The 21,555-nt window shown below is 73.8% G+C and carries 21 protein-coding genes; 12 read left to right on the top strand and 9 right to left on the bottom strand.

The annotated features are described in order from the left end of the window. Complete coding sequence (locus ACFWY5_RS34540; RefSeq protein WP_379623799.1) at positions 1-753, bottom strand: tRNA-dependent cyclodipeptide synthase; 753 nt, start codon at positions 751-753, stop codon at positions 1-3. A gap of 79 nt (positions 754-832) precedes the next feature. Beyond that, a complete protein-coding gene (locus ACFWY5_RS34545; protein WP_379623797.1) occupies positions 833-1,480 on the bottom strand; it encodes a dihydrofolate reductase family protein in 648 nt (215 codons plus the stop codon). Between the two features lie 104 nt (positions 1,481-1,584). On the opposite strand from ACFWY5_RS34545, the gene ACFWY5_RS34550 reads away from it, so the two are divergent. Together ACFWY5_RS34550 and ACFWY5_RS34555 are read left to right on the top strand one after the other, a co-directional pair. Beyond that, positions 1,585-2,529 (top strand): hypothetical protein, encoded by a 945-nt coding sequence (locus ACFWY5_RS34550; RefSeq protein WP_379623795.1) that lies wholly within the window; start codon positions 1,585-1,587, stop codon positions 2,527-2,529. Beyond that, entirely contained in the window at positions 2,523-2,885 is a 363-nt protein-coding gene (locus tag ACFWY5_RS34555; RefSeq protein WP_379623793.1) for a GntR family transcriptional regulator, read from the top strand. Before ACFWY5_RS34550 ends, ACFWY5_RS34555 begins: the two co-directional genes overlap by 7 nt. Positions 2,886-2,974: 89 nt before the next feature. On the opposite strand, the gene ACFWY5_RS34560 is transcribed toward ACFWY5_RS34555, so the two are convergent. After that, entirely contained in the window at positions 2,975-4,090 is a 1,116-nt protein-coding gene (locus tag ACFWY5_RS34560; protein WP_379623791.1) for a S1 family peptidase, read from the bottom strand. A 153-nt stretch (positions 4,091-4,243) separates the two neighbouring features. Between ACFWY5_RS34560 and ACFWY5_RS34565 the strand changes: the two genes are divergently transcribed. From ACFWY5_RS34565 to ACFWY5_RS34575, 3 genes are read left to right on the top strand one after another with little or no spacing between them, the layout of a single operon-like run. After that, positions 4,244-4,429: a hypothetical protein gene (locus ACFWY5_RS34565; protein WP_221340737.1), complete on the top strand. Its 186-nt coding sequence runs from the start codon at positions 4,244-4,246 to the stop codon at positions 4,427-4,429. 10 nt (positions 4,430-4,439) lie between these two features. Further along, positions 4,440-4,991: a Clp protease N-terminal domain-containing protein gene (locus ACFWY5_RS34570; RefSeq protein WP_379623789.1), complete on the top strand. Its 552-nt coding sequence runs from the start codon at positions 4,440-4,442 to the stop codon at positions 4,989-4,991. Further along, on the top strand, positions 4,988-5,641 hold the full coding sequence (locus ACFWY5_RS34575; RefSeq protein WP_379623787.1) for a DUF998 domain-containing protein: 654 nt from the start codon (positions 4,988-4,990) through the stop codon (positions 5,639-5,641). The genes ACFWY5_RS34570 and ACFWY5_RS34575 overlap by 4 nt, the downstream gene beginning before the upstream one ends. Positions 5,642-5,669: 28 nt before the next feature. Here the strand turns inward: ACFWY5_RS34575 and ACFWY5_RS34580 are convergent, their stop codons facing one another. After that, positions 5,670-6,674, bottom strand: a complete 1,005-nt coding sequence (locus ACFWY5_RS34580; RefSeq protein WP_379623785.1) for a HEAT repeat domain-containing protein — start codon at positions 6,672-6,674, stop codon at positions 5,670-5,672. 6 nt (positions 6,675-6,680) lie between these two features. Further along, a complete protein-coding gene (locus ACFWY5_RS34585; protein WP_379623783.1) occupies positions 6,681-7,349 on the bottom strand; it encodes a HEAT repeat domain-containing protein in 669 nt (222 codons plus the stop codon). A gap of 152 nt (positions 7,350-7,501) precedes the next feature. Here ACFWY5_RS34585 and ACFWY5_RS34590 point away from each other — a divergent pair, with 152 nt between their 5' ends. Then, positions 7,502-10,606 carry a BTAD domain-containing putative transcriptional regulator gene (locus ACFWY5_RS34590; RefSeq protein WP_379623781.1) on the top strand — a complete coding sequence of 1,035 codons (3,105 nt, stop codon included), beginning with the start codon at positions 7,502-7,504 and terminating at the stop codon, positions 10,604-10,606. Here the strand turns inward: ACFWY5_RS34590 and ACFWY5_RS34595 are convergent. Further along, entirely contained in the window at positions 10,587-11,228 is a 642-nt protein-coding gene (locus tag ACFWY5_RS34595; protein ID WP_379623779.1) for a response regulator, read from the bottom strand. The two genes, ACFWY5_RS34590 and ACFWY5_RS34595, sit on opposite strands and share 20 nt — an antisense overlap. Beyond that, entirely contained in the window at positions 11,225-12,364 is a 1,140-nt protein-coding gene (locus ACFWY5_RS34600; protein WP_379623777.1) for a sensor histidine kinase, read from the bottom strand. The genes ACFWY5_RS34595 and ACFWY5_RS34600 overlap by 4 nt, the downstream gene beginning before the upstream one ends. A gap of 112 nt (positions 12,365-12,476) precedes the next feature. Between ACFWY5_RS34600 and lgt the strand changes: the two genes are divergently transcribed. Further along, entirely contained in the window at positions 12,477-13,343 is an 867-nt protein-coding gene (gene lgt / locus ACFWY5_RS34605; protein WP_379636919.1) for a prolipoprotein diacylglyceryl transferase, read from the top strand. Here the strand turns inward: lgt and ACFWY5_RS34610 are convergent. After that, on the bottom strand, positions 13,267-14,979 hold the full coding sequence (locus tag ACFWY5_RS34610; protein WP_379623773.1) for an ABC transporter ATP-binding protein: 1,713 nt from the start codon (positions 14,977-14,979) through the stop codon (positions 13,267-13,269). The two genes, lgt and ACFWY5_RS34610, sit on opposite strands and share 77 nt — an antisense overlap. After that, positions 14,976-16,616: an ABC transporter ATP-binding protein gene (locus ACFWY5_RS34615; RefSeq protein WP_379623771.1), complete on the bottom strand. Its 1,641-nt coding sequence runs from the start codon at positions 16,614-16,616 to the stop codon at positions 14,976-14,978. Before ACFWY5_RS34615 ends, ACFWY5_RS34610 begins: the two co-directional genes overlap by 4 nt. Positions 16,617-16,758: 142 nt before the next feature. On the opposite strand from ACFWY5_RS34615, the gene ACFWY5_RS34620 reads away from it, so the two are divergent. From ACFWY5_RS34620 to ACFWY5_RS34640, 5 genes are read left to right on the top strand one after another with little or no spacing between them, the layout of a single operon-like run. Continuing rightward, the gene (locus tag ACFWY5_RS34620; RefSeq protein WP_379636921.1) at positions 16,759-17,724 is read left to right on the top strand and encodes an ABC transporter substrate-binding protein; all 966 of its coding nucleotides are present in this window, start codon (positions 16,759-16,761) and stop codon (positions 17,722-17,724) included. A gap of 7 nt (positions 17,725-17,731) precedes the next feature. Further along, entirely contained in the window at positions 17,732-18,610 is an 879-nt protein-coding gene (locus ACFWY5_RS34625; RefSeq protein WP_379623767.1) for a siderophore-interacting protein, read from the top strand. Continuing rightward, a complete protein-coding gene (locus ACFWY5_RS34630) occupies positions 18,591-19,634 on the top strand; it encodes an iron chelate uptake ABC transporter family permease subunit (protein ID WP_379623765.1) in 1,044 nt (347 codons plus the stop codon). Before ACFWY5_RS34625 ends, ACFWY5_RS34630 begins: the two co-directional genes overlap by 20 nt. Next, positions 19,631-20,686 (top strand): FecCD family ABC transporter permease, encoded by a 1,056-nt coding sequence (locus ACFWY5_RS34635; RefSeq protein WP_379636923.1) that lies wholly within the window; start codon positions 19,631-19,633, stop codon positions 20,684-20,686. Before ACFWY5_RS34630 ends, ACFWY5_RS34635 begins: the two co-directional genes overlap by 4 nt. Then, complete coding sequence (locus tag ACFWY5_RS34640) at positions 20,683-21,552, top strand: ABC transporter ATP-binding protein (RefSeq protein WP_379623761.1); 870 nt, start codon at positions 20,683-20,685, stop codon at positions 21,550-21,552. Before ACFWY5_RS34635 ends, ACFWY5_RS34640 begins: the two co-directional genes overlap by 4 nt. Positions 21,553-21,555 lie beyond the last annotated feature (3 nt).

Consider the following 21,555-nt stretch of genomic DNA (forward strand, 5'->3'; position numbering starts at 1 on the left):
TCACGCGCCGGGCGGATCAGTCCTTGTGCCCGGGTGCGCTCCGTCGTTGGTCGTAGGTCCATCCGGTTCCCGGACGCGCAGCGCGATGTATCCCTGGCCGGGGAAGGCGCGGTACTTCGCGCCGTCGGTGAAGAAGTACCGGGTGCAGGGTGTGGGGCGGCTGTAGGCGGTGACCGTCTCGCCCACGCCGAGGATTCCGACCGCGTTGACGATGAACGGCAGGGTCTTCTCGCTGTGCACCAGGCCGATGTCGATCTGCTGTGGGGTCGGCTCCCAGTCCTGGGGCATCCTGGCCATGAGCGCGTCCCGCGTACCGGCCCGCAGGAGCGGCCCGTACTCGGGGTCGGCGATGGCCTGACGGGCGTAGGCCAGCCCGCGACGGTACTCGGCGGTGCCCGCCCACTCGGCGAACTCGCTGACGCGCAGGTCCGGGTGGCCCGCGCTGTCGCGGGCGCGCCGGATCCTGGCCGCCATCTGGCTGATGTCGGCGCGGGCTCTGCGGTAGGCGTGATGGTCCGGGCGGCCCCGGGCGAGATAGGTGGCGGCGGTCATCTCCAGGTCGGAGACCAGGACGTCGACCCGTTGGACCGCCCGGACCGCCCACCGGAACGTCGCCGCGAGCCGGGCGGCGGAGAAGTAGGGGTTTCCCGGGCTGACCAGCAACGTGATGTGCTGCTGCCCGGCCAGTATCCGGGCGCACCGGGCACTGTACGGCTCGACGTCGACGAGCGGGGTTCCCGCGAGATGCTTCATTCCCGCGTGTCTTCCCGGGCGGGAACGGCGGCTCACCGGCCCGCGACGCCTTCCTGGCCGCCGGTGATCCGGGCGGGGTTCACCGGTTCCTGGCGGTGAACGTCAGGTGGGTGACGCCGGAGGGCGTGGAGACCGCCTCGATGTCATACGTCTCCTCCAGCGCCTCCAGGCCGTCCCAGAGCCGGACACCGCGGCCGAGCAGGATCGGGACCTGGACCACGTGCATGCGATCGACCAGGCCCTCGGCCAGGAAGTCGCGTACCACCGAGGGGCCGCCGCCCAGGCGCACGTCCAGGCCGCCGGCCGCCTCGCGGGCCGTCCTGAGCGCCTCGGCGGGTGAGGTGTTCAGGAAGTGGAACGTGGTGCCGCCCTCCATCTCGACCGATGGCCGCGGCCGGTGGGTCAGGACGAAGACCGGCGTGCGGAACGGCGGATTGGCGCCCCACGCGCCCTGGTAGCCGGGGTCGTCCTGCCAGCCGGGCGGGCCGAACTTGCCGGCGCCCATGATCTCGGCGCCGATGCCGGGAGCGTGCATCGCGGCGAACACGTTGTCGGCGCCGGCGCTCCCGGCCGGGCCGCCGGCCCGCTCGGTCCAGAACCGGGTGGCGAACATCCACTCGTGCAGGCGCTCGCCGGCGTGTCCGAAGGGAGCGTCCGGGGCCTGTCCCGCGCCGGTGGCGAAGCCGTCGATCGAGATCGAGAGGTTGTGAACGCGTAGCTCAGACATCAGCGTGCTCCTTCGACGGTGAGCTTCCTGGTAGGCACCAGCATGCTCCCTTCTCGCGAACTGTTACAAGTGTTATAGTCACAGGCAAACAGTTGGAGGTGGCCATGTCCGACTATGCCGCCCAGGGACGCCGGCGCCGCCTGGTTCTCGCCGCTCTCGGCCCGCCGCTGGTGGTGCTCGTGCCGATGCTGCTGGTCGCCACGCTGGGCGAGCGCCTGCCCGAGCGGGTCACCGTGCACTCCTGGTCGTTCGGCACCCGGATCGGCTTCACCTGGCAGGAGTGGTCGGCGCAGCCGGTCTTCGGGATGATGCTGTGGGCGCAGGCACTGCTGGCCGTGGCGTTCCTGTCGTACTGGTACGTGCCGCTGGGCCAGCGCCTCGTGGTGGCGCTCGGCTGGACGGTCGGCCTGCTCATCCCGGTGGCGTACGGGCTGTGGGTCCTGGGGCTGACCTCGTCGCTGGGCGGCGAGGTGCGGCCGGGCTGGCCGATGGCCGCGCAGGTCGCGGGCATGGTGGCCGCCTTCGCGCTGGGCTGGGTGGTGGCGGGGCCGCTGCCGCGCCATCCGGAGACGGACGTCGTTCCGCCGCCGGGGTTGCGGGCCATGCCGATCGGGGCGGCGCAGCGGGTGATGTTCGTGACCTGGGAATGGTCGGCGCGCAGGCTCCTGAGCGGTGCGATGCTCGTGGGCCTGACGGTGTGGGCCGGCTTCTGGCCGCTGCTGGCGTGGGCGGTGTTCGAGGCCGCGCAGGCGCGTACCCGGCTGCAGATCGACGCCGGCGGCCTCAGCGTGACGCTGCCGTGGCTCGGACTGCGGCGCACGGTGCCGTGGACCCGCGTCCGGCACGCCGACGTGATGAGCGAGCCGCCCATCGGCCGCTACAGGCTGGACGACGGCAGCTGGGGATGGGGCGCGCTGGCCGGGAAGGGCCCGGTGCTGGTGGTGTCGCTGTCCGACGACCGCCACCTCGTCTACTCCACGAGCCAGGCCGGCACCGCGGCCGCGCTGGTCAACGGCTGGCTGCACCGGCTCCGGGCGGGCTCGTGCTGATCACCGTGGACTTCGCCTCGGCCCAGCCGCTGTCGGACCAGGTCGCGGGCGCGGTGCGTACCGCCCTGGCCGACGGTACGGCGGCGCCGGGCGACCGGCTGCCCTCGGCCAGGAACGTCGCCGCCAGCCTCGGCATCAACCTGCACACCGTGCTGCGCGGTTACCAGCAACTCCGCGACGAAGGGCTGGTGGAGCTGCGCCGGGGCCGAACCGCGGTCATCTCGGGCACCACCGACCAGCTGCGCCTGCGGCTGGAGGCCGCCGCGCGGGAGTTCGCCGCCACCGCCCGCCGGGCCGGCGCGAGCGACGAGCAGGCCATGGCCGCCGCCCGGGCCGCGCTGCGCGACCTTCCCTGATCACCCGGGCGTGCCCGGCGCAGTGCGGCGCCGGGCACGCGGGTGGCCCGGGTCAGTGGGGGGTGAGACTGCCCAGGCCGGGAGGTGGCCTATCCGGTGACGAGCGTCAGGCCGTAGGTCTGCAGGATCTCGTTGACGGGCTGGTGGTACGTCGTCCCTCCGCTGGAGCAGTTGCCCGAGCCGCCGGAGGTGACGCCCTGGGCCTGGCTGCCGGAGATGAACGAGCCGCCGGAGTCACCGGGCTGGGCGCACGCGCTGGTACGGGTCAGGCCGGTGATGGTGCCTTCGGGGTAGCGGACGGAGGCGTTGTGCTGCTGGATGGTGCCACAGCGCCACCCGGTGGTGGAGCCGGAGCGGCAGATCGAGGCTCCGACGGAGGCCTGGATGGAGCCGCGGACGATGACGTTCTGGCCGCCGGAGCCGCGTACCCACGGACGGACGGTGTTGCCGGGGGCGGCGACCCAGGCGTAGTCGTTGCCGGGGAACGAGGAGCCCTGGAAGGTGCCGGTCGGCTGGGTGGTCCGCGCGCCGGTACGGCCGCAGTGGCCGGCGGTCACGAAGCCGGGGGTGGAGCCGCGGGTGACGGAGAAGCCGATCGAGCAGCGGGTGCCGGAGCCGATGTAGTACGCGGCGCCGCCGACGATGTTGATGAACGGCCGGGGGGTTTCCGCCGAGGTGGTGATCTGGACGGCGTTCCTGTCGATGCCGGCGCTGGTGACGAACGCGTCGGCGGCCCGGCGGGTGGGGGCGGCGACGACGACGGTGTTGGTGGTGACGTCGACGTACCAGAGGCTCGCCCGTCCGGAGGCGGCGCGGTCGAGCTGGTCCTTGGCGGCGTTCAGCTGGGCCAGGGTGCGGGAGACGACGACGGGCTGGGCGCCCTGGGCCTCGATCGACGCGGTGGCGGCCTGGTCGGTGGTGGCGACGTTGAGCTTGGAGGCGTCGGCGTTCAGCCAGGCGCCCGCGTACGAGGCGCCGAGCTGGGCGGAGAGCCTGGCCTCGGCGGCGGCGGCGCGCCGCTCGTTGGCGAGGCGGGTGTGCACCTGCTGTTCGGTGAGACTGAGGTCCCGCTCCATGGCGTCGACCATGGCCGGGGGCGCCTGCTCGGGGGCGGGGGACGGCGGATCCGCGTGGGCGGCGGTGGCCAGGCCCGCTAAGCAGAGCGCCGCGACGGTGGTACTGGCGAGCATGGTTTTACTCGACATATCCACTCCTTTTTGGGGGTGGTGTCAAGCTAGCGGCTGCGCGGGCTCCCAAGGGGCCCCTTCATCGCGCCATGAGCGTCCGTTGAGGCACCGTTAAGGATCACACTGTCAAGACATATTGACAGTGTCGCAGTGTCAATATATCTTGACAGCATGAACGACGATCCCGCGGTGGGGCTGAAGGCCGTGGTGGCCCTGCGCAAGCTCGCCGACCATCTGGAAGCGCTCCACGTGCGCAACGCCAGGCAGCGCGGATGGTCCTGGCAGGCGATCGCCGACGCGCTGGGCGTCACCCGGCAGGCCGTACACCAGAAGCTCGCCCAGCGGACACAGGACTAGGAGCCGCACGATGTTCGAAAGGTTCACTCCCGACGCGCGCCAGAGCGTGCTGGCCGCGGCGAGCATGGCCGCCGAGTCGGGCGCCGCCAAGGCCGAGCCCGACCACCTGCTGCTCGCCCTGTCCCGGGCGGGCGGGGCGGGCGCCGACATACTGAGCGGCCACGGCGTCACCGCCGACGACCTGGCCACGGCCGCCCGTGGCCCCCGGCTGCGCGCCGGGCTCACCGACGACGAGGCCGACGCCCTCGCCGCGGTCGGCATCGACGTCGAACAGGTCTTCCGCCGCATCGAGGAGACCTTCGGGCCGGGCTCCCTCGACCAGCCGGACTCGCCGCCCTCGCGCAAGCCCGGCCGCGTCGGCGGGCCGTACAGCCCGCAGGCCAAGAAGGTCCTGGAGGTCAGCCTGCGCGAGGCCAGGGCGCTGGGCGCGCGCGAGATCGGCACCCCGCACCTGCTGCTCGCGCTCCTCCGGCTGGGGGTGTCCCCGCCGCTGGCGGCCGTGCTGGCCGGGCACGGGGTGACCTATGACGGGGTACGGCGCGGCGCCGGCGAGACGGCGTGACCACCAGGGCGCTGCTGGGCTGCGGCATCGTGGCGGGCCCGGTGTTCGTCGTCTCGTTCCTGCTCCGGGGCGCGTTACTGGCCGGCTACGACCCGCTCCGGCACCCGGTCAGCTCGCTCGCGCTGGGGCCGGCCGGATGGGTGCAGTCCGCCACCTTCATCGGGTGCGGCCTGCTCGTGGTCGCCTTCGCCGTCGCGCTGCACGGCCTGTGGGGGCGCCTGCTGATCGGCGTCTGGGGGCTCAGCCTGGTCGGCGCCGGGGTCTTCGTCACCGACCCGGTCGGCGGCTACCCGCCCGGCACTCCCCCGCTGACCGAGTACACCACCACCGGCCTGCTGCACGACCTGTTCGCCGTCCCCACCCTCCTGGCCCTGCCGCCCGCCTGCCTCGTCCTGGCCCGCCGCTTCGGGCCCGCGTGGACGATCTACTCGCTCGTCACGGCGGTGGCGTTCCCCGCCCTCTGGATCCTGGCCGGGCTGGGCTTCGACCAGAACCCGTCGCTGGCCGACCTGGCGGGCCTGTTCCAGCGGGCGGCGATCATCACCGCGTGGGCCTGGATCACCGCACTCGCCGTCACCCTGCGACGCGCTCGAACCGGCGCGCTCGCGGGCCTCCGGCACCCTCCCGCCGGCTCCGGCTCCGCTCCCTGACCGCACTGCTCCGCGCGCAAGGCACCGGTCATCGCTCGTCGCGTATCCCGAGGATGTAGGTCGCGGTCAGCGCGACGGCACGGTCCTCGTCGTGGGACAGCTCCGCGAGGGCCTGTGACGCGGTGGTTCCCGGGATGTCGGCGAGCGCCTGCGTCAGCCGCCGGCGGGCCGCCGGTTCTGCGCCCTCGTGGGCGAGGCGGTCCACGAGCCTGGTGGCGATCCGTTTCGCCGACGCCGGACGGCTCGCCAGCGCGCTCAGGGCGTCGGCGGCGCCGACGTCGTTCGTCCCCTCGACGACCATGTCGACGAGCGTCGGGACGGCGTCGGCCACACCCCGTGCGCCGAGCGCCAGGGCCGCGTGCCTGCGTACCACGAGGTCGGGGTTGGTGAGGGCCTGCCTCAGCAGCGTGGTCGCCGCGTCGTTCGTCAGCTCGGCGATCGACTGGACGGCGCGTTCGCGCACCTCGGCCGCCGGTGAGCCGAGGCCCTCCGCCAGCAGGGCCAGCCCGTCCTCGCCCGACTGCGCCAGAGCCCAGCGAAGGGCACCGGCGACGTTCGGGTCCGTCTCGCTCAGCGCCGCCTCGACCAGGGCTTCCACCGGCAGCGCGACCTCTTCGACCGAGGACAGGGCCGCGCTCTGGCGCTTGCCCGCGCTCTTCGAGCCCAGCGCCTGCAGGAGCGCGACGATCTGGAAGACGTCCTCCCAGGCGCTGGGTTCCACGGCGTCGATCCGGCGCAGGCGCGTGAGCAGTTCCGTCTCGGCCGCGATGCGTTCGCGCGTCTGGCGGATGAGGTCGGCGACGAGTTCGGCGGGCGTGAAGCCGGGATCTTCGAGCGCCCGCCTGACCTCGCGCAGCGACAGCCCCAGGGAGCGCAGGCTCTCGATGTGGAAGATCCGCTGGATGTCCCGGCTGGAGTACTCCCGGTAGCCCGCGCCGCTACGGCCGGTCGGCCGTACCAGGCCCAGCGCGTCGTAGTGCCTGAGCATGCGGGCGCTGACCCCGGACCGTCGTGCCACGTCACCGATCAGCACGGCCCGTCACTCCTGCCTGCCGGCGCCGCCGAGGGCCACGACGCGCTTGGCCTCCTCGATCGCGAACACGAACCCGGCGTCCGGGTCGCGCAGCAGCCGTTCCGTGGCGATCGCGTGCGCGCGTACACGCGGGTCGGGGTCGGTCGAGGCGGCGCGCAGCGTGGGCAGCATCGCCTCGCCGAGCGCGACGAGGGCCCGGCTGAGGCTGAGCTGCGTCTCCCGTTCGCCGCGGCCGAGCTGGGTCGCCAGCACCGCGGCCAGCTCGGGCTCCTCACCCGCCGGCACGAGCACGACCGCGGCCCGCCACGCGCTGCGCGCCACCTCGTCGTCGGCGTCGGTCAACAGCGCCCGGGTGATCGCCGGCCACGCCCGCCGGTCCCCGATCTTGGACAGGGTGTGCAGCGCCTGGCTGCGTGCCTGCGTACGCTCCGAGCGGAGTTCGCCGACCAGCTCCGGGACCGTCAGGGACGCCGGGTGGCGGGTGAGCGCCCATGTCAGCATGTCGCGCACGTAGAACTCGGGCTCGACCGCGGACCTTTCGATGAGCTTGCCGACGAAGCGCGGGTCGGGGGTCGTACCGACCGCCATCGCCGCCCGCAGCCGCACGGACGAGCTGCCGTCGTCCAGAGCGTGGAAGGCGCGCATCGCATCCGTGTCCTGGTTCTGCATGGTCATCGGGACCACCTCCTCGGCACCAGTGAAGACCTTGTCACTGTGTCAAGGTCAAGCGTCCTTCCCCGCACCTTCCCCACCGGGCCCGCCCCTATGCCGTGGCTCTCTCGATGAGCGCGGTCGCGGTACGCGAGGGTCCTCCTAGGCTGGTGACCATGCGGATTGAGGTGCTGGGGCCGGTCCGGGCCTACGGCGACGGCGGGGCGCCGATCGACGTCGGCGGGACCAGGGTGCGGGCGCTGCTGGCCAGGCTGACGCTGGCGGGTGGCGAGGTGGTGCCGGTCGATTCGCTCATCGACGGGTTGTGGGGCGATCTCCCGCCGCGCGAGAGCGTCAGGGCGCTGCACGCGCTGGTGTACCGGCTGCGGCGGGCGCTGGGCGACGGTGACGCCGTCGAGCTGGCCTCCGGCGGGTACCGTCTGCGCGTACGCGCCGAGGACGTCGACGCCAGCCGGTTCGAGGAGCTGGCCAGGCAGGGCCGCGGCGAGCTGGCCGCCGGCGCCGGGGGCAGGGCCGCCGCGCTGCTGGGTGCGGCGCTGGCGCTGTGGCGGGGCGACGCGCTGGCCGACGTGCTCGACCTCCCTTTCGCCGGTACGGCAGCCGCCCGCCTGGAGGAACTGCGTGCCACGGCCACCGAGGACCGGTTCGAGGCGGAGCTGCTGCTGGGCAACCACGGCGACGTCCTGGCCGAGATGGAGGCGGCGGCCGCGGCGTATCCGCTGCGCGAACGGCTGGCCGTCCTGCGCATGCGGGCTTTGCACGCGGCGGGCCGCCAGTTCGAGGCGCTGGCACTGTATGAGGAGGTGCGCCGCACGCTCGCGGACGAACTGGGCGTCGACCCCTCCGAGGAGCTGCGCGCGGCGCATCTGGCGGTGTTGCGCGGCGAGAGCGGACCGGCGCGCCGCTCGCGGGCGACGCCGGGCCGGCTGCCGGCACCGCTGACCGGCTTCGTCGGCCGCGACGAGGAGCTGAAGCTGCTGGCCGGGCTGCTGGACGGCTCGCGGCTGGTCACGGTCGTCGGTCCCGGAGGGGTGGGCAAGACCCGGCTGGCGGTGGAGGCGGTGAGCCGGCATCGGGCCCATCGGCGCGGCCGCGTCTGGCTCGTCCCCCTGGCCGGGGTGGACACGCCGGCCGGGCTGCCCGAGGCGGTGCTGGGCGCGGTGACCGCGGCGGAGGCGCTGCCGCCGGGCACGCCGCTGGATCGATCGGTCACCCTGCTGTCCGGCGGCGAGGGCGTGCTGGTGCTGGACAACTGCGAGCAGATCTCCGAGGCGGTGGCCGGCTTCGCCGGGCAGCTGCTCGAACGCCTGCCGAACCTGACCATCCTGGCCACGAGCCGCGAACCGCTGGAGGTCATGGGTGAGGCGCTGTGCCGGCTGGCCCCGCTCGCCCTGCCCCCGGCCCACGCCGATCCGGTCCGCGCCGCGCGGGCGAGCGCGGTGCGGCTGTTCCTCGATCGGGCGGCCGCGGTACGGCCCGGCTTCGCGCTGGAGGAGGCGACGGCGGGCCCGGTCGTGGACATCGTGCGCCGGCTGGACGGCCTGCCGCTCGCCCTGGAACTGGCCGCGGCGCGGCTGCGCACGATGGACGCCGGCGAGCTCGCCCGCCGCCTGGATGATCGTTTCCGGCTGCTCGGCACCGGCAACAGGACGGCGCAGCCGCGGCAGCGCACGCTGCGCGCGGTCATCGACTGGAGCTGGGACCTGCTCACCGACGACGAGCGGACCCTCGCCCGCCGGATGTCGATATTTCCGGCCAAGGCCGGTCTCGGGCAGATCGAGGCGGTGTGCGGGGGAGACGCGGCGTATCTGCTGGACTCGCTGGTCGACAAGTCGATCGTGGAGCGGGCCGGTGACGGCTACCGGATGCTGGAGACCATCCGGGCCTACGCCGCCGGGGAACTGCGCTGCGCCGAGGAGCGCGAAGCCGTACGGCGAAGGCTCACGCACCACTACGCCGGCCTGGCCGGGCGGCACGAGCCGCTGCTGCGCGCGCACGGGCAGGCGGAGTCGCTGCGGTTGTTCGAGTTCGAGCACGACAACCTCGTCTACGCCCTCCAGAGCGCCATCGAGGACGGCGACGCCGAGGCCGCGGCCCGGATCCTCGGCCCGCTGTACTGGTACTGGGACCTGCAGCGCTATGACGGCCGGGCCGACGTCTACGTGGCCAGGGTGCTGGAGTTCGGCGACGCGCTGCCCCGGGCGGCCAGGGCCGCGTTCGCCACGATCCACCTGCTGGCCGGTGAAGCGGACGCCGGTCAGGTGCGGGCCGCGGTCGAGGACTGCGCCAGGACGGGCGCGCTGCGACGCTATCCGATGCTGCTGACGATGACGCTGACGGCGGCCTTCATGGCCGGGCTCGACGACCTGGTCGATCGGGAGACGGCCCGGGTCAGGGAGGGCTCCGACGACTGGGCCGTCGCGCACACCCACCTGGTCGAGGCGCTGCGCGGCCGTACCCGCGGGGACTGGGCGGGCGGCGCGAGCGCGGCGGCGCGGGCGTTGCGCGCGTTCGAACGGGCGGGCGACCGGTGGTGGACCGCGATGATGCTGAACGGCACGGCCCAGATCCACGGGATCGAGGGCCGGCACGCCGACGCGGTCGCCGACTTCGAGCGGGGCATCTCGATCAGCGGCGGCTTCGCGTGGCAGGAGGAGATCTCCTCCCGGCTCGGGCTCGCCACGCAGCGGATGCGCGCCGGGGATCTGAAGGGCGCCGGCGAGGACCTCGACTCCGCGTGGCAGGCGGCCGGGGACCGGGGCCGGCCGATGCTGGAGATCCAGGTTCACGCCTGCGCGGCGGAGTTGTACCGCCGCCGGGGCGAGCCCGGCCGGGCCGATCGGGAACTCGACCGGCTGGAGCGGGTCGCCCGCGAGTGGTCGCTGCCCGCCGAGGCGAGCCAGAGCCTGCTGCTGCCCGCCAGAATGGCGAACCTGCTCACCGCGGGTGACACCGTGCGGGCGCGCGCGATGCTGCCATCGGCGGTCCGGGCGGCGAAGGCGAACATGGACCTCGCGCCGGCCGCCGAGCTTCTGGCCCGGCTGCTGTCGCTGGAGGGCGATCCGGCGGGCGCGGCCACCGCGCTCGGGATGAGCGAGGTCATCCGGGGCACCTTCGACCGCGGTGACCGGGAACTGGGCGCGCTCGTGGCCGGGCTGGCGGACCGGCTCGGCCGTACCGGCTATGCCAGCGCCTACGAGCGGGGCGCGGGCCTGCGGCGGGAGGAGGCGATCGACGCGGTCATGAGGTCCGGCCGCTGAGGCGGATGATCCCGCGCGAGGCGGCGACGGTCACGGCGGCGGTGCGGTCGCCGACGCCGAGCTTGGCGAAGATGTGCAGGAGGTGGGTCTTGACCGTGGCCTCGCTGATGCACAGGTGGGCGGCGATGGCCTTGTTGCTCATCCCCCGGGCGACGGCGCCCAGGACCTCGATCTCGCGGCCGCTGAGGGCGCCGGGCGCGTCGGCGCGCGCCCACGACAGCACCCGGGTGGCGATCGCCGGCGACAGCGCGCTCTCTCCGCGCGCCGCCGCCCGGATCGCGTCGAACAGCTGCTCGCGGCGGGTGTCCTTGAGCAGGTAGCCGATGGCTCCCGCGTCGATGGCGCGCGAGATGTCGCTGTCGGTGTCGTAGGTGGTCAGGACGATCACCTTGGCGCCGGGGTCGTGCTCGCGGATCCGGGTGATCGCCGTCGCGCCGTCGATCTCGGGCATCTGCAGATCCATCAGGGTCACGTCGGGGCGCAGGTCGCCTGCCAGCCGTACCGCGTCGGCGCCCGACACGGCCTCGCCGACGACCTCCAGGTCGTGTTGGGTGCCGAGCATGGCCCGGATGCCGTCGCGTACCACCGGGTGGTCGTCGGCGATCAGGACGCGGACGGTCATCGCGCCCCGCTCAGCACCGCGACCGGGACGCCGGCCACGACCGTGGCGCCCGCGCCGGGAGCACTTTCGACGAGCAGGGTGCCGCCGAGCTGCTCCATCCGCTCCCGCATGATCGACAGGCCGTGTCCCGAGGCGGCCCGCTCGGGATCGAACCCGCCGCCGTCGTCGTGGACGTCCAGCACCACCAGGTCCTCCATGTACGACAGGGTCAGCGTGACCTGTCCGGCGCCGGCGTGGCGGCGTGCGTTGGCGACCGCCTCCTGGGCCACGCGCAGCAGTTCGGCCTGGACGTGGGCCTCCAGCGGCCGGAGCATTCCGGTGATCACGGTGTGCGCCCGGACGCCGGTCTCGTCGCACAGCCGGGCCGACAGCCGCCGCAGGGCCTCCGGCAGGCCGCACTCGTCGAGGTCGCCGGGCCGCAGCGCCCCCACCACGCGGCGGCTCTCCGCGAGGTTCTCCCTGGTCACCCGCAAGGCCTGGGTGAGGTGTTTGTTGTCGGGGAGGGTCGCCTGCGCCGCCTCCAGCAACATCACCACGCTGGCGAACCCCTGGGTGAGGCTGTCGTGGATGTCCCTGGCCAGCCGCTGCCGCTCGGCCGCCACGCCCGCCTGCCGTTCCGCCGCCGCCCGCGCCTCCTGCGCCGCCTGCAGCTCGTCGATGAGCCGCTTGCGCTCGGCGCTCTGCTGGGCCACGGAATGGAAGTATCCGACCGCGGCGCCCGTGCTGATCGCGACCAGCGCGCTGATGACGATCTCGGTCCAGGTGATCGACCCGGTCGCGTGATAGCGGTGCCACAGCCAGCCCCCGGCGCACGACACCACCGCGACCAGCCCGACCCGCACGGCGTCCATGCAGTACGGCGCGAGCACGCTCAGCCCGACCACCAGGAAGGAGGAGTCGACGGCGAACAGCCCCAGCCAGATCAGCCCGCCGCCCAGCACGTACGGCAGCGGCACGTCACCCGTGTGCGGCGTGCGCAGCACGAACCACACCGCGTACCAGGCGGCCAGCCCGGCCACCAGCACCACCGGGAGGACCTGTCCTCCCTCGATCACGGGTCCCGCGGAGGTCAGCACCAGCCACGAGACGAAAAAGGCGTGCTGCCACCGGCGCCGCGACCGCTCCCAGGACTCCACACCGCCGACGATATTCAGTCGTCCGCCGGATGCGCATCAACCAGTCGACTGATCGCACAATCGGCGTACCGCTCGATGCGGGCGCGGCCGTGCCGGAACCAGACTCGACGGCGTGACAGCCATCCCCAGCCCGTCCCAGGCCGTCTGGCATCTGGGCCCGATCCCGATCCGCGCCTACGCCCTCCTGATGGTGCTCGCCATCCTCGCCGGCGCCTGGGTGACCCGGCGCCGCTGGGCCGCGCGCGGCGGCGATCCCGGCGCGGTGGGCGACATCGCCACGTGGGCGGTGCCGTTCGGCCTGGTCGGCGCCCGGATCTACCACGTGGCCACCGACTGGCAGCCGTACTTCGGCCCCGGCCGGGATCCGCTGCGGGTCTTCGCGATCTGGGAGGGCGGCATCAGCATCTTCGGCGCCCTCGCCGGCGGCGCTCTGGGCGTGTGGCTGGCCTGCCGCCGGCGCGGCATCCCGTTGCGCGACTTCGCCGACGCCCTCGCTCCGGGGATCGCGATCGGGCAGGCGATCGCCCGCTGGGGCAACTGGTTCAACCAGGAGCTGTACGGCGGGCCGACCACCCTGCCCTGGGCTCTGGAGATCGACCCCGCCCACCGGCCGCCCGGCCTGGAGTCCACGCCCACCTACCATCCGGCGTTCCTCTACGAGTCGCTGTGGAACCTGGGCGTGGCCGGCTTCGTCATCTGGGCCGAGCGGCGCTTCCGCCTGGACCGCGGCCGGACGTTCGCCCTCTACGCCGCGGCCTACGCCGCCGGCCGCGCCTGGATCGAGTGGTTGCGCATCGACCGTAGCTACCACCTCGCCGGGCTGCGGCTCAACGACTGGACGGCCCTGCTGGTCTTCACGGCCGCGGTCGTCTACCTGGCGGCCACCAGGAAGCCCGCCGGCATCACTGATCGCCGTCGTGGGCGTGGTGGCGGGTCCACGCGGCCCAGTGGCCGGCGTAGCGGCCGCCCGCCTGCCTGAGGTCGTCGTGCGAGCCGTCCTCCACGACCCGCCCGCCGTCCATGACCACGACGCGGTCGGCGCCGGCGGCCTGGGTGAGGCGGTGCGCCACGATGAGCGCGGTCCTGCCGTCGATCGCCTGCTCGACGGCCCGCTCCAGGGTACGCGCGCCGGTGCTGCCGGCCTCCGCCGTGGCCTCGTCGAGCACGGCCAGGGCGGGGTCGGTCAGGACCAGGCGGGCCAGGGCGAGCTGCTGGCGCTGGGCCCCGGTGAGCCGGTGCCCGCCCTGGCCGACGACGGTCGCCAGGCCGTCGGGCAGCGCCTCGGCCCACTCCAGCGCCTCGACCGTGGCCAGCGCGGCGCGCAGGTCGTCGTCGGTGGCGTGCGGGCGGGCCAGGCGCAGGTCGTCGGCGAGGGGTCCGGCGAAGACGTGGACCTCCTGGGTGACCATGGCGATCCCGGCCGGGGCGCGTACCGTGCCGGTGGTCGGCTCGTGCACCCCGGCGACGATCTTGGCCAGCGTGGTCTTGCCCGCGCCGCTCGGCCCGACCAGGGCGACCCGCCTGCCCGGCTCGATGTCCAGGTCGACGCCGTGCAGCACCGGGCGGCCCGGCTCGTAGGCGTGGCCCAGGCCGCGCACGCTGACGCCCTCGCCGTGGGCCTGCCTCGGGGCCTCGGCGGCGACGTCGGCCACGCCGATCAGCCGGGCGAGGCTCGCGGTCGCCGCCTGCGCGTCGTCCAGCAGGGCCAGCGCGGTGTTGATCGGCCCGAACAGGTTGAGGAAGTACAGGGCGGCGGCGGTGGCCGTACCGACGGTGACCGCGCCCTCGCCCACCAGCAGCACGCCCGCGGCCAGCACCGCGGCCAGCCCGATGTACTCGCCGATGTGCAGGCGGCTGTAGAAGCGCAGCATCAGGTGCACGCCGCGCATCGTCAGCTCCACCGCGGCGCGCGAGCGGCCGTCGACGCGCGCCAGGTGGTCGGCCTCGGCGCGCAGCGACCGCACGGTGGAGGCGCCGGCGAGCGTGTCGAGGAGTTGCTGCTGCTGCTCGCCGGTCGCGACGCGCTGCGCGGCATAAAGGGGTACGGCGTTGCGCACGTACCAGCGGCCGGTGTGCAGCTGGACCGGGATGGCCAGCAGGGCGGCGACCATGAACCGCCAGTCCAGCAGCGCCATCGCCCCCAGGGTCAGGACGATCGACAGCAGCGAGCGGGCCAGCGCGGGCAGCGCGGAGCGCACGGCCTCGGCGACGCGGGCGACGTCGCCGGTCACGCGGGAGGTGAGGTCACCGGAGCCGGCCCGTTCGACCCGTTCCAGCGGCAGGGCCAGGGCGCGTTCGACGAAACGTTCGCGCAGTTCGGCCAGCGCGGTCTCGCCGAACCTGGCCACCAGGACGAGTCCCCAGGAGGTCAGCAGGCCCTGGACCACGCCGACCAGCACCAGCAGGGCCACCGGGGTGGTCAGGAGGGTGGCGGGCTGGCGCCCGGCCACGAGGTCCACGACGTACCCGAGAAGGGGCTGGACGAGCAGGCCGACGGAGGTGGCGACGATGAGCAGGCCGAAGCCCGCGGCGGCGACGGCGCGGTGCGGGCGGACGATCGCCCGGACGGCGGCGCGGGTGCGGGCCGGGGTGGCGGTGGGCAGCAGGTCCTTCACGCCAGCACCGCCTTGCGGTAGCCGGCGTTGCGCTGCAGCAGGTCGGCGTGGGAGGCGTCGTCGGCGACGCGGCCGCCGTCCAGCAGCAGGACGCGGTCGGCGGCGGCCAGCAGGGCGGGGCTGGTGGTCACCACGACGGTGGTCTGCCCGTGGCGCAGCCGCCGGACGGATTCGGCGATCTGCGCCTCGGTGACGGCGTCGACGGCGCTGGTGGGGTCGTGCAGGACGAGGACGGGGCGACGGGCGTCCAGCGCCCTGGCCAGGGCGACGCGCTGGCGCTGGCCGCCGGACAGGGCGCCGCCGCGCTCGCCGACCGGGGTGCCGGGCGGCACATCGGCCGCGCCGGCGGCGGCCAGGGCCTCCGGGGTGCCGCCGTTGTCGGCGACGGTTCCCTCGAACAGGACGGCGTCGTGCTCGGCGACGAGCACCGCCTGGCGCAGCAGGGCGGGGTCGACCTCGCGCAGGGGTACGCCGTCGAGCTCGATCGTGCCCGATTCGGGGTCGCCGTGGCGGCCGAGGCAGTGCAGCAGGGCGGTGGCGGCGGCCGGGTCGGTGGCGGCCACGCCGACCAGTTCGCCGGCGACGATGTCCAGGTCCAGCTCGCGCAGGCCGCCGTGGGTGACACCGCGCAGCCGGAGCGCGCCCTTGATCTGCGCGGGCAGCTCGGTGCCCGTGCCCGTGACGGCGGGCGGCGCCGACAGCAGCGCCGCCACGCGGGTGGCGGAGGCGCGGCCCTGGGCGAGCTCGGCGTTGACCCAGGCGAGCATGTACAACGGGCCCTGCAGGAACAGCGCGAGCCCGACCGCGGAGACGAGCTGTCCCAGGGTGATCGTGCCGTTGGCGGCGAGTGTGCCGCCGGCCAGGGCGAGCAGCGCGATGAACGCGCCGGTGAGCGCGATCACGACGCCGTTCTGCAGCGCTTCGGCGCGGGCGGCGCGCAGGGTGGCGGCCAGCGAGGTCCGGCTGGTGTGCCGGTAGCGCTCGACCGCGGCCTGCTCGGCCCCGAGGCCTTTCAGCACCCTCAGCCCGCTCACCAGGTCGGCGGCCACGCCCGAGGCGTGCGCGGCGCTTTCCTGCTCGACCGCGCTGCGGCGCTCCAGCGGCTTGCTGAGCAGGTGGCCCAGCCACAGCAGCGCCGGCGTGCCCACCAAGACGATCAGCCCGAGCTGCACGGACGTGGTGAGCAGCACCACGCTGGCCACGGCCAGGCCGGTGAACCCGGCGACGCCGGTCAGGACCGCCAGCAGCACCATGCCGACCCGGCGCGCGTCCTCGGTGGCGATCCCGGTCAGCTCGCCCGGCAGCCGGTCCCGGTCGGCGCCTCCGCCGGGGTGCAGCACGCGGGCGACGATGGCCGAGCGCAGGTCGTGTGCCGCCTCGGTGGCGGCCCGCTCGCCGGCGCGGGCGCCGAAGCGGTAGCTGAACGACAACCCGACGTAGACCACGGCCAGGACGGCCAGCCACACCAGCAGGCGGCTCCAGCTCGCCCCCGCCACGGCCTGGTCGATGGCCAGTCCGACGAGCACCGGCACCAGGGCTTCGCCCGCCTGATGCCCCGCTCCCAGCAACGAACCCGCGATCAGCCTGCTCCGCTGACCTCTGATCGCCCCCGAGAGGACGTCCCGACCTGACTGCACCTGGCACTCCCGCAAGTCTCGACAAAGATTAGGCAAGGCTAACCTGAACACGGGAGCTTGATCGAGGGCGGGGTGTCCGGTGTAAGTTAGGTAAGCCTATGCTAAGTTCCCGGGGCGATATCGTCTCACCACCGGAGACCCCATGCCGTACAAGCGTCTCGTCCCCCTGGCCGTCCTCGCCCTCCTCGCCACCGGATGCGGATCGGGCTCCGGCGAATCCGCCGCCGCCGCGGTCACCACGATCAAGGACCCCAAGGGCCACGCCGTGGCCATGCCCGCACAGCCGAAGGCCGCCCTCGGCTTCTACACCACCGACGTCGACATCCTGATCACGCTCGGCATCCCGCTCGCCAAGAGCCAGCCCATCCGCGGCGACAGCGGCTTCACCACCTTCCCCGACTACTTCCCGCAGGAACCGCTCAAGGGCGTCAAGCCGTTCGCCAACTACCCCGAGTACAACTACGAGCAGACCCTCAAGGCCGAACCGGACTTCATCCTCAACGGCCTCGGCTACGACGACAAGGTGCACCCCCGCCTCGGCCAGATCGCGCCGACCTACACCGTCGACGCCTTCGACGGCAAGAACTGGGAGGTCCACTTCAAGCGCACCGCGCAGGACCTCGGGCGCACCGACCGGTACGACGCCTGGAAGGGCGCCTACGACAAGCAGGTCGCCCAGGCCAAGGCCGACATCGCCAAGGCCGGCAACTCCGACCTCACCGTGGCGACCTTCGGCTACTGGGAGGGCAACGGCAACATCGCCTGTTACGCCGGCGTGGCCTGCAAGGCCTTCGACGACCTCGGCCTGAAGCGCACCCCGCTCAGCGACGACGACAAGCTCAGCATCAGCCCCGAGCAGATGGGCAAGCTCGCCGGCATCGACGTCGTCTGGGTCTCGGTCGGCGTGGGCGAGGAGGGCAAGAAGGAACTCGCCACCATGCTCGGCACCCTGGGCCAGAGCCCGGCCTGGCGGGCGCTGCCGTTTGTGAAGAACAAGCGCATCTACACCTACAACATGGAGATCGCGTACGGCTCGCCGAGCGGCCAGCAGGCCTTCGTGGAGCAGGTACGCAAAGACCTCACCGCCAACCCGAACCTGGCCGGGTGAGGCGGCGATGCGTATCTTCCGCGCCGAGGTGAACGCCGTCAGCCGCCTGAGCGCCACGATGATCCGGGTCACGCTGGCCCTGGCCGAGGACTTCCCGACCACGGGCGTCGGCGACGAGTACGTACGCCTGTTCTTCCCGCACGGCGACGACCGGCGCGAGGTCTCCCTGCCCGAGCCGCACGGCGACTACTGGCGCACCCCGGAGGGCGCCCCCGAGGCGCCGATGCGGACCTACACCGTCCGCGCGGTCCGCCCCCGGGAACTGGACGTCGACTTCGTCGTGCACGACGGCGGGATCGCCGCCCGCTGGGCCCTGGACGCGCGGCCGGGCGACGTCCTCGGCCTGAACTCCCCCACCGGCCTGTACGACCCGCCCGCCGATCTGCGCTGGCAGGTGCTCGCGTGCGACCTCACCGGCCTGCCCGCAATGGCCCGCCTGATCACCGGCGTGCCCGCGAACGTCACCACCAAGGTGATCGCCGAGATCCCCGGCGACGACTCCAGACTCGACCTGCCGCAGCGGCCCAACGTCGAGATCACCTGGCTGCACGGCGGCAACGGCACAGGGCCGAGCCGGCTCGACGAGGCCGTCCGCGCCGCCGTACCGCTGTCCCGCCCGCTCGACGGCGGCTACGTCTGGGTCGCCGGAGCCACGGACACGCTGCGCGCGGTCCGCCGCTACCTGCGCAAGGAACGCGGCCTGCCCGCCGAGCGGTACAAGGTCATCGGCTACTGGACGCCGAACGGCGAGGCCTGGGCCGAGCGCTTCCGCACGCTGCCCGCCGACGACCAGCGCCGGCTGGACGCGATCTGGCAGGACACCGCCCGCGACGAGGAGGACCTGCGCGACGACTACGAGGCCGAGCTTGAGCGTCTCGGCCTCTGAGCCGGGCGGCGGGCGCCTCGCGCGCTCGCCCGTCCCGCTCTTCGCCTGGCTGCTCGGCTGCGTCGTGCTCCTGTTCGCGGCCGTGCTGCTCAGCCTGATGGTCGGCTCCGCCGCCATCTCGCCGCAGACCGTCCTGGCCGCGCTGCTCGGCGAGGCCCACTCGGTGGAGGCGCGCACCGTCATCGAGCTGCGGGTGCCGCGCACGGTCCTCGCTGTGGTCGCGGGCGGCGCGCTCGCGGTGGCCGGCGCGCTCATCCAGGCGCTCACCCGCAACCCCCTGGCCGACCCCGGGATCCTCGGCGTGAACGCCGGCGCCGGCTTCGCGGTCGTGATCGCCGTCGCCTTCTTCGGCGTGTCCGGGGTGCCCGGCCGTATCGGCGCCGCGCTCACCGGAGCCGCCGTCGCCGCCGCCGTGGTCTACCTGATCGGCTCCATGAACCGCGCCCGCACCGCGGGCCCGGTCACGCTCGTGCTGGTCGGCCTCGCCTTCGGCGCCGTCCTGCAGGGCCTGGCCGGGGCGATCACGCTCGTGCGCCCGAAGGCGTTCACGCTGATGCGCCACTGGGACACCGGCGCGCTCAACGACCGCACGCTGGCCATGGTGGCGCAGGTCCTGCCCCTGATCCTGCTCGGGCTCGCCATCGCCTTCGTCGTCGCCCCCTCGCTCAACGCCGTCGCCCTGGGCGACGGGCCCGCCAAGGCCCTCGGGGTACGGCTCGGCCCGGTGCGCACCGGCGTGGTCGCCGCCGTCAGCCTGCTCTGCGGCGCGACGACGGCGCTGGCCGGGCCCATCGGCTTCGCCGGGCTCATGATCCCGCACGTCGTACGCTGGCTGTTCGGGGTGGACCAGCGGTGGATCGCCGCCTACAGCGCCGTGCTGGGCGCGGTGCTCCTGCTCGTGGCCGACGTCGCCGGGCGCCTCCTGCTGTGGCCGGGCGAACTGCCCGCCGGAATCGTCACCGCGTTCGTGGGCGCGCCGTTCCTCATCGTGCTGGCCCGGCGCAAGGAGGCGAGCGGCCTGTGAGCACGCGCGTCAAGCTCGACACCGGCCGGCCCGAGTGGGCGCTCCGCACCCGCCTGCTCTCGGCCCGCCTGGACCGCCGCACCCTCGTGGTGAACCTCGCGCTGGCCGCCGTCATCGTCGTGACCGCGCTGGTCTCGCTGGGCGTCGGCGACATCTTCGTGTCCCTGCCCGACGTCCTGGCCACCTTCTACGGCGGCGCCTCCCGGGCCGACACCGTCGTCGTGCAGCAGTGGCGCCTGACCCGGGTGCTGCTGGCGCTGCTGCTCGGCTTCGGCCTGGCCGTCAGCGGCGCCCTCTTCCAGTCGCTCACCCGCAACCCGCTGGGCAGTCCCGACGTCATCGGCTTCAGCACCGGCTCCTACACCGGCGCCATCGTGCTCATCGCCCTCTTCCACGCCCCCACCGCCGTCATCTCCTTCGGCGCGCTGGCCTCGGGCCTGGCGGTGGCCGCGATCGTGCTGGCGCTGTCCTACCGGGGCGGCTTCCGCGGATTCCGGCTGATCGTGGTCGGCATCGGCGTCAGCGCCGTCCTGAGCGCCCTCAACACCTGGATCATGGCCAAGGCGCAGCTCCAGGTCGCGATGTCGGCCGCGATCTGGGGGGCGGGCAGCCTCAACTCCGTCGCCCCCGACGCGCTGCCGGTCGCCGCCGGCGGCATCGCGCTCTTCTCCGCCCTCGCCCTCCTGTACGGCTCCCGCATCCGCGCACTCGAACTCGGCCAGAACGCCGCCGACGCCCTCGGTGTCCGCTCCCGGAACACCCAGGTGGCCGTGACCGGCGCCGGCGTCGGCCTGGTCGCGATCGCCACGGCGGTGGCCGGGCCGATCAGCTTCATCGCGCTGGTCGCGCCGCAGATCGCCGCCAGGCTGACCGGCCGCGGCGGCTGGTCCCCCATCGGCGCCGGGCTGACCGGCGCCCTCCTGCTGCTGCTCGGCGACACGGTCGCGCGGGTGGCGTTCCTGCCCGTCCAGCTTCCGGTGGGCGTCGTCACCACCAGCCTGGGCGGCCTCTACCTGATCTGGCTCCTGGTACGCGAAGCGAGACGCCTGTGACCATCGCCCACCCGAAATCCACCCCGGCACCCACCGCACCGCAGACCCCCGCCGTTCCCACGGGCCCGGACGTGAGCGGGAGCGCCGCGCCGCTCGTCGCCGAGGGCCTGTCACTCGGCTACGGCTCCGGCCTGATCATCGACGGGCTCCACCTGGAGATCAGGCCCGGCTCGTTCACGGTCGTCATCGGGCCCAACGGCTGCGGCAAGTCCACGCTCCTGCGCGGGCTCGGCCGGCTGCTGCCCCCGCGCGCGGGCCGGGTCCTGCTCGGCGGGCGCGACCTGCACAAGCTGGCGCCCAAGGAGGCGGCGCGCGAGATCAGCGTGCTGGCGCAGAGCTCGATCGCCCCCGACGGCATCACCGTCGCCAACCTGGTCGCCCGCGGCCGCTTCCCCCACCAGGGGCTCTTCCAGCAGTGGACGGAGGCCGACGAACGGGCCATCCACGACGCCCTCACCGCCACCGGCACCCTCGACCTGAGCGCCCAGCGGGTCAACGCCCTGTCCGGCGGGCAGCAGCAGCGCGTGTGGGTGGCGGTGGCGCTGGCCCAGCAGACCCCGATCATGCTACTCGACGAGCCCACGACCTACCTCGACGTGGCCCACCAGGTCGAGCTGATGGAACTGTTCACCGACCTGCAGCACGCCGGCCGCACGATGGTCGCCGTGCTGCACGACATCAACCAGGCCATCCGCTACGCCACCGACCTCGTGGTCATGCACGAGGGCCGCGTCGTGGCCTGCGGAAACCCGTCGGAGATCGTCACCGCCCAGCTGATCTCCGACGTCTTCGCCCTGGACTGCTCGGTGTTCCCCGACCCGCTGACGGGCCTGCCCATGATGCTCCCGGCCAAGCGCGAGCGCTGACCA

This window comes from Nonomuraea sp. NPDC059007 (genome assembly GCF_042740555.1).
Taxonomy (GTDB): domain Bacteria; phylum Actinomycetota; class Actinomycetes; order Streptosporangiales; family Streptosporangiaceae; genus Nonomuraea.

Bases quoted from the DNA above. Each gene is read 5' to 3' on its own strand.
- ACFWY5_RS34540 (WP_379623799.1), bottom strand. From the start codon at position 753: ATGAAGCATCTCGCGGGAACCCCGCTCGTCGACGTCGAGCCGTACAGT.
- ACFWY5_RS34565 (WP_221340737.1), top strand. From the start codon at position 4,244: ATGAACGACGATCCCGCGGTGGGGCTGAAGGCCGTGGTGGCCCTGCGC.
- ACFWY5_RS34620 (WP_379636921.1), top strand. From the start codon at position 16,759: ATGCCGTACAAGCGTCTCGTCCCCCTGGCCGTCCTCGCCCTCCTCGCC.
- ACFWY5_RS34590 (WP_379623781.1), top strand. From the start codon at position 7,502: ATGCGGATTGAGGTGCTGGGGCCGGTCCGGGCCTACGGCGACGGCGGG.
- ACFWY5_RS34595 (WP_379623779.1), bottom strand. From the start codon at position 11,228: ATGACCGTCCGCGTCCTGATCGCCGACGACCACCCGGTGGTACGCGAC.
- ACFWY5_RS34625 (WP_379623767.1), top strand. From the start codon at position 17,732: ATGCGTATCTTCCGCGCCGAGGTGAACGCCGTCAGCCGCCTGAGCGCC.
- ACFWY5_RS34585 (WP_379623783.1), bottom strand. From the start codon at position 7,349: ATGACCATGCAGAACCAGGACACGGATGCGATGCGCGCCTTCCACGCT.
- ACFWY5_RS34545 (WP_379623797.1), bottom strand. From the start codon at position 1,480: ATGTCTGAGCTACGCGTTCACAACCTCTCGATCTCGATCGACGGCTTC.
- ACFWY5_RS34550 (WP_379623795.1), top strand. From the start codon at position 1,585: ATGTCCGACTATGCCGCCCAGGGACGCCGGCGCCGCCTGGTTCTCGCC.
- ACFWY5_RS34560 (WP_379623791.1), bottom strand. From the start codon at position 4,090: ATGTCGAGTAAAACCATGCTCGCCAGTACCACCGTCGCGGCGCTCTGC.
- ACFWY5_RS34570 (WP_379623789.1), top strand. From the start codon at position 4,440: ATGTTCGAAAGGTTCACTCCCGACGCGCGCCAGAGCGTGCTGGCCGCG.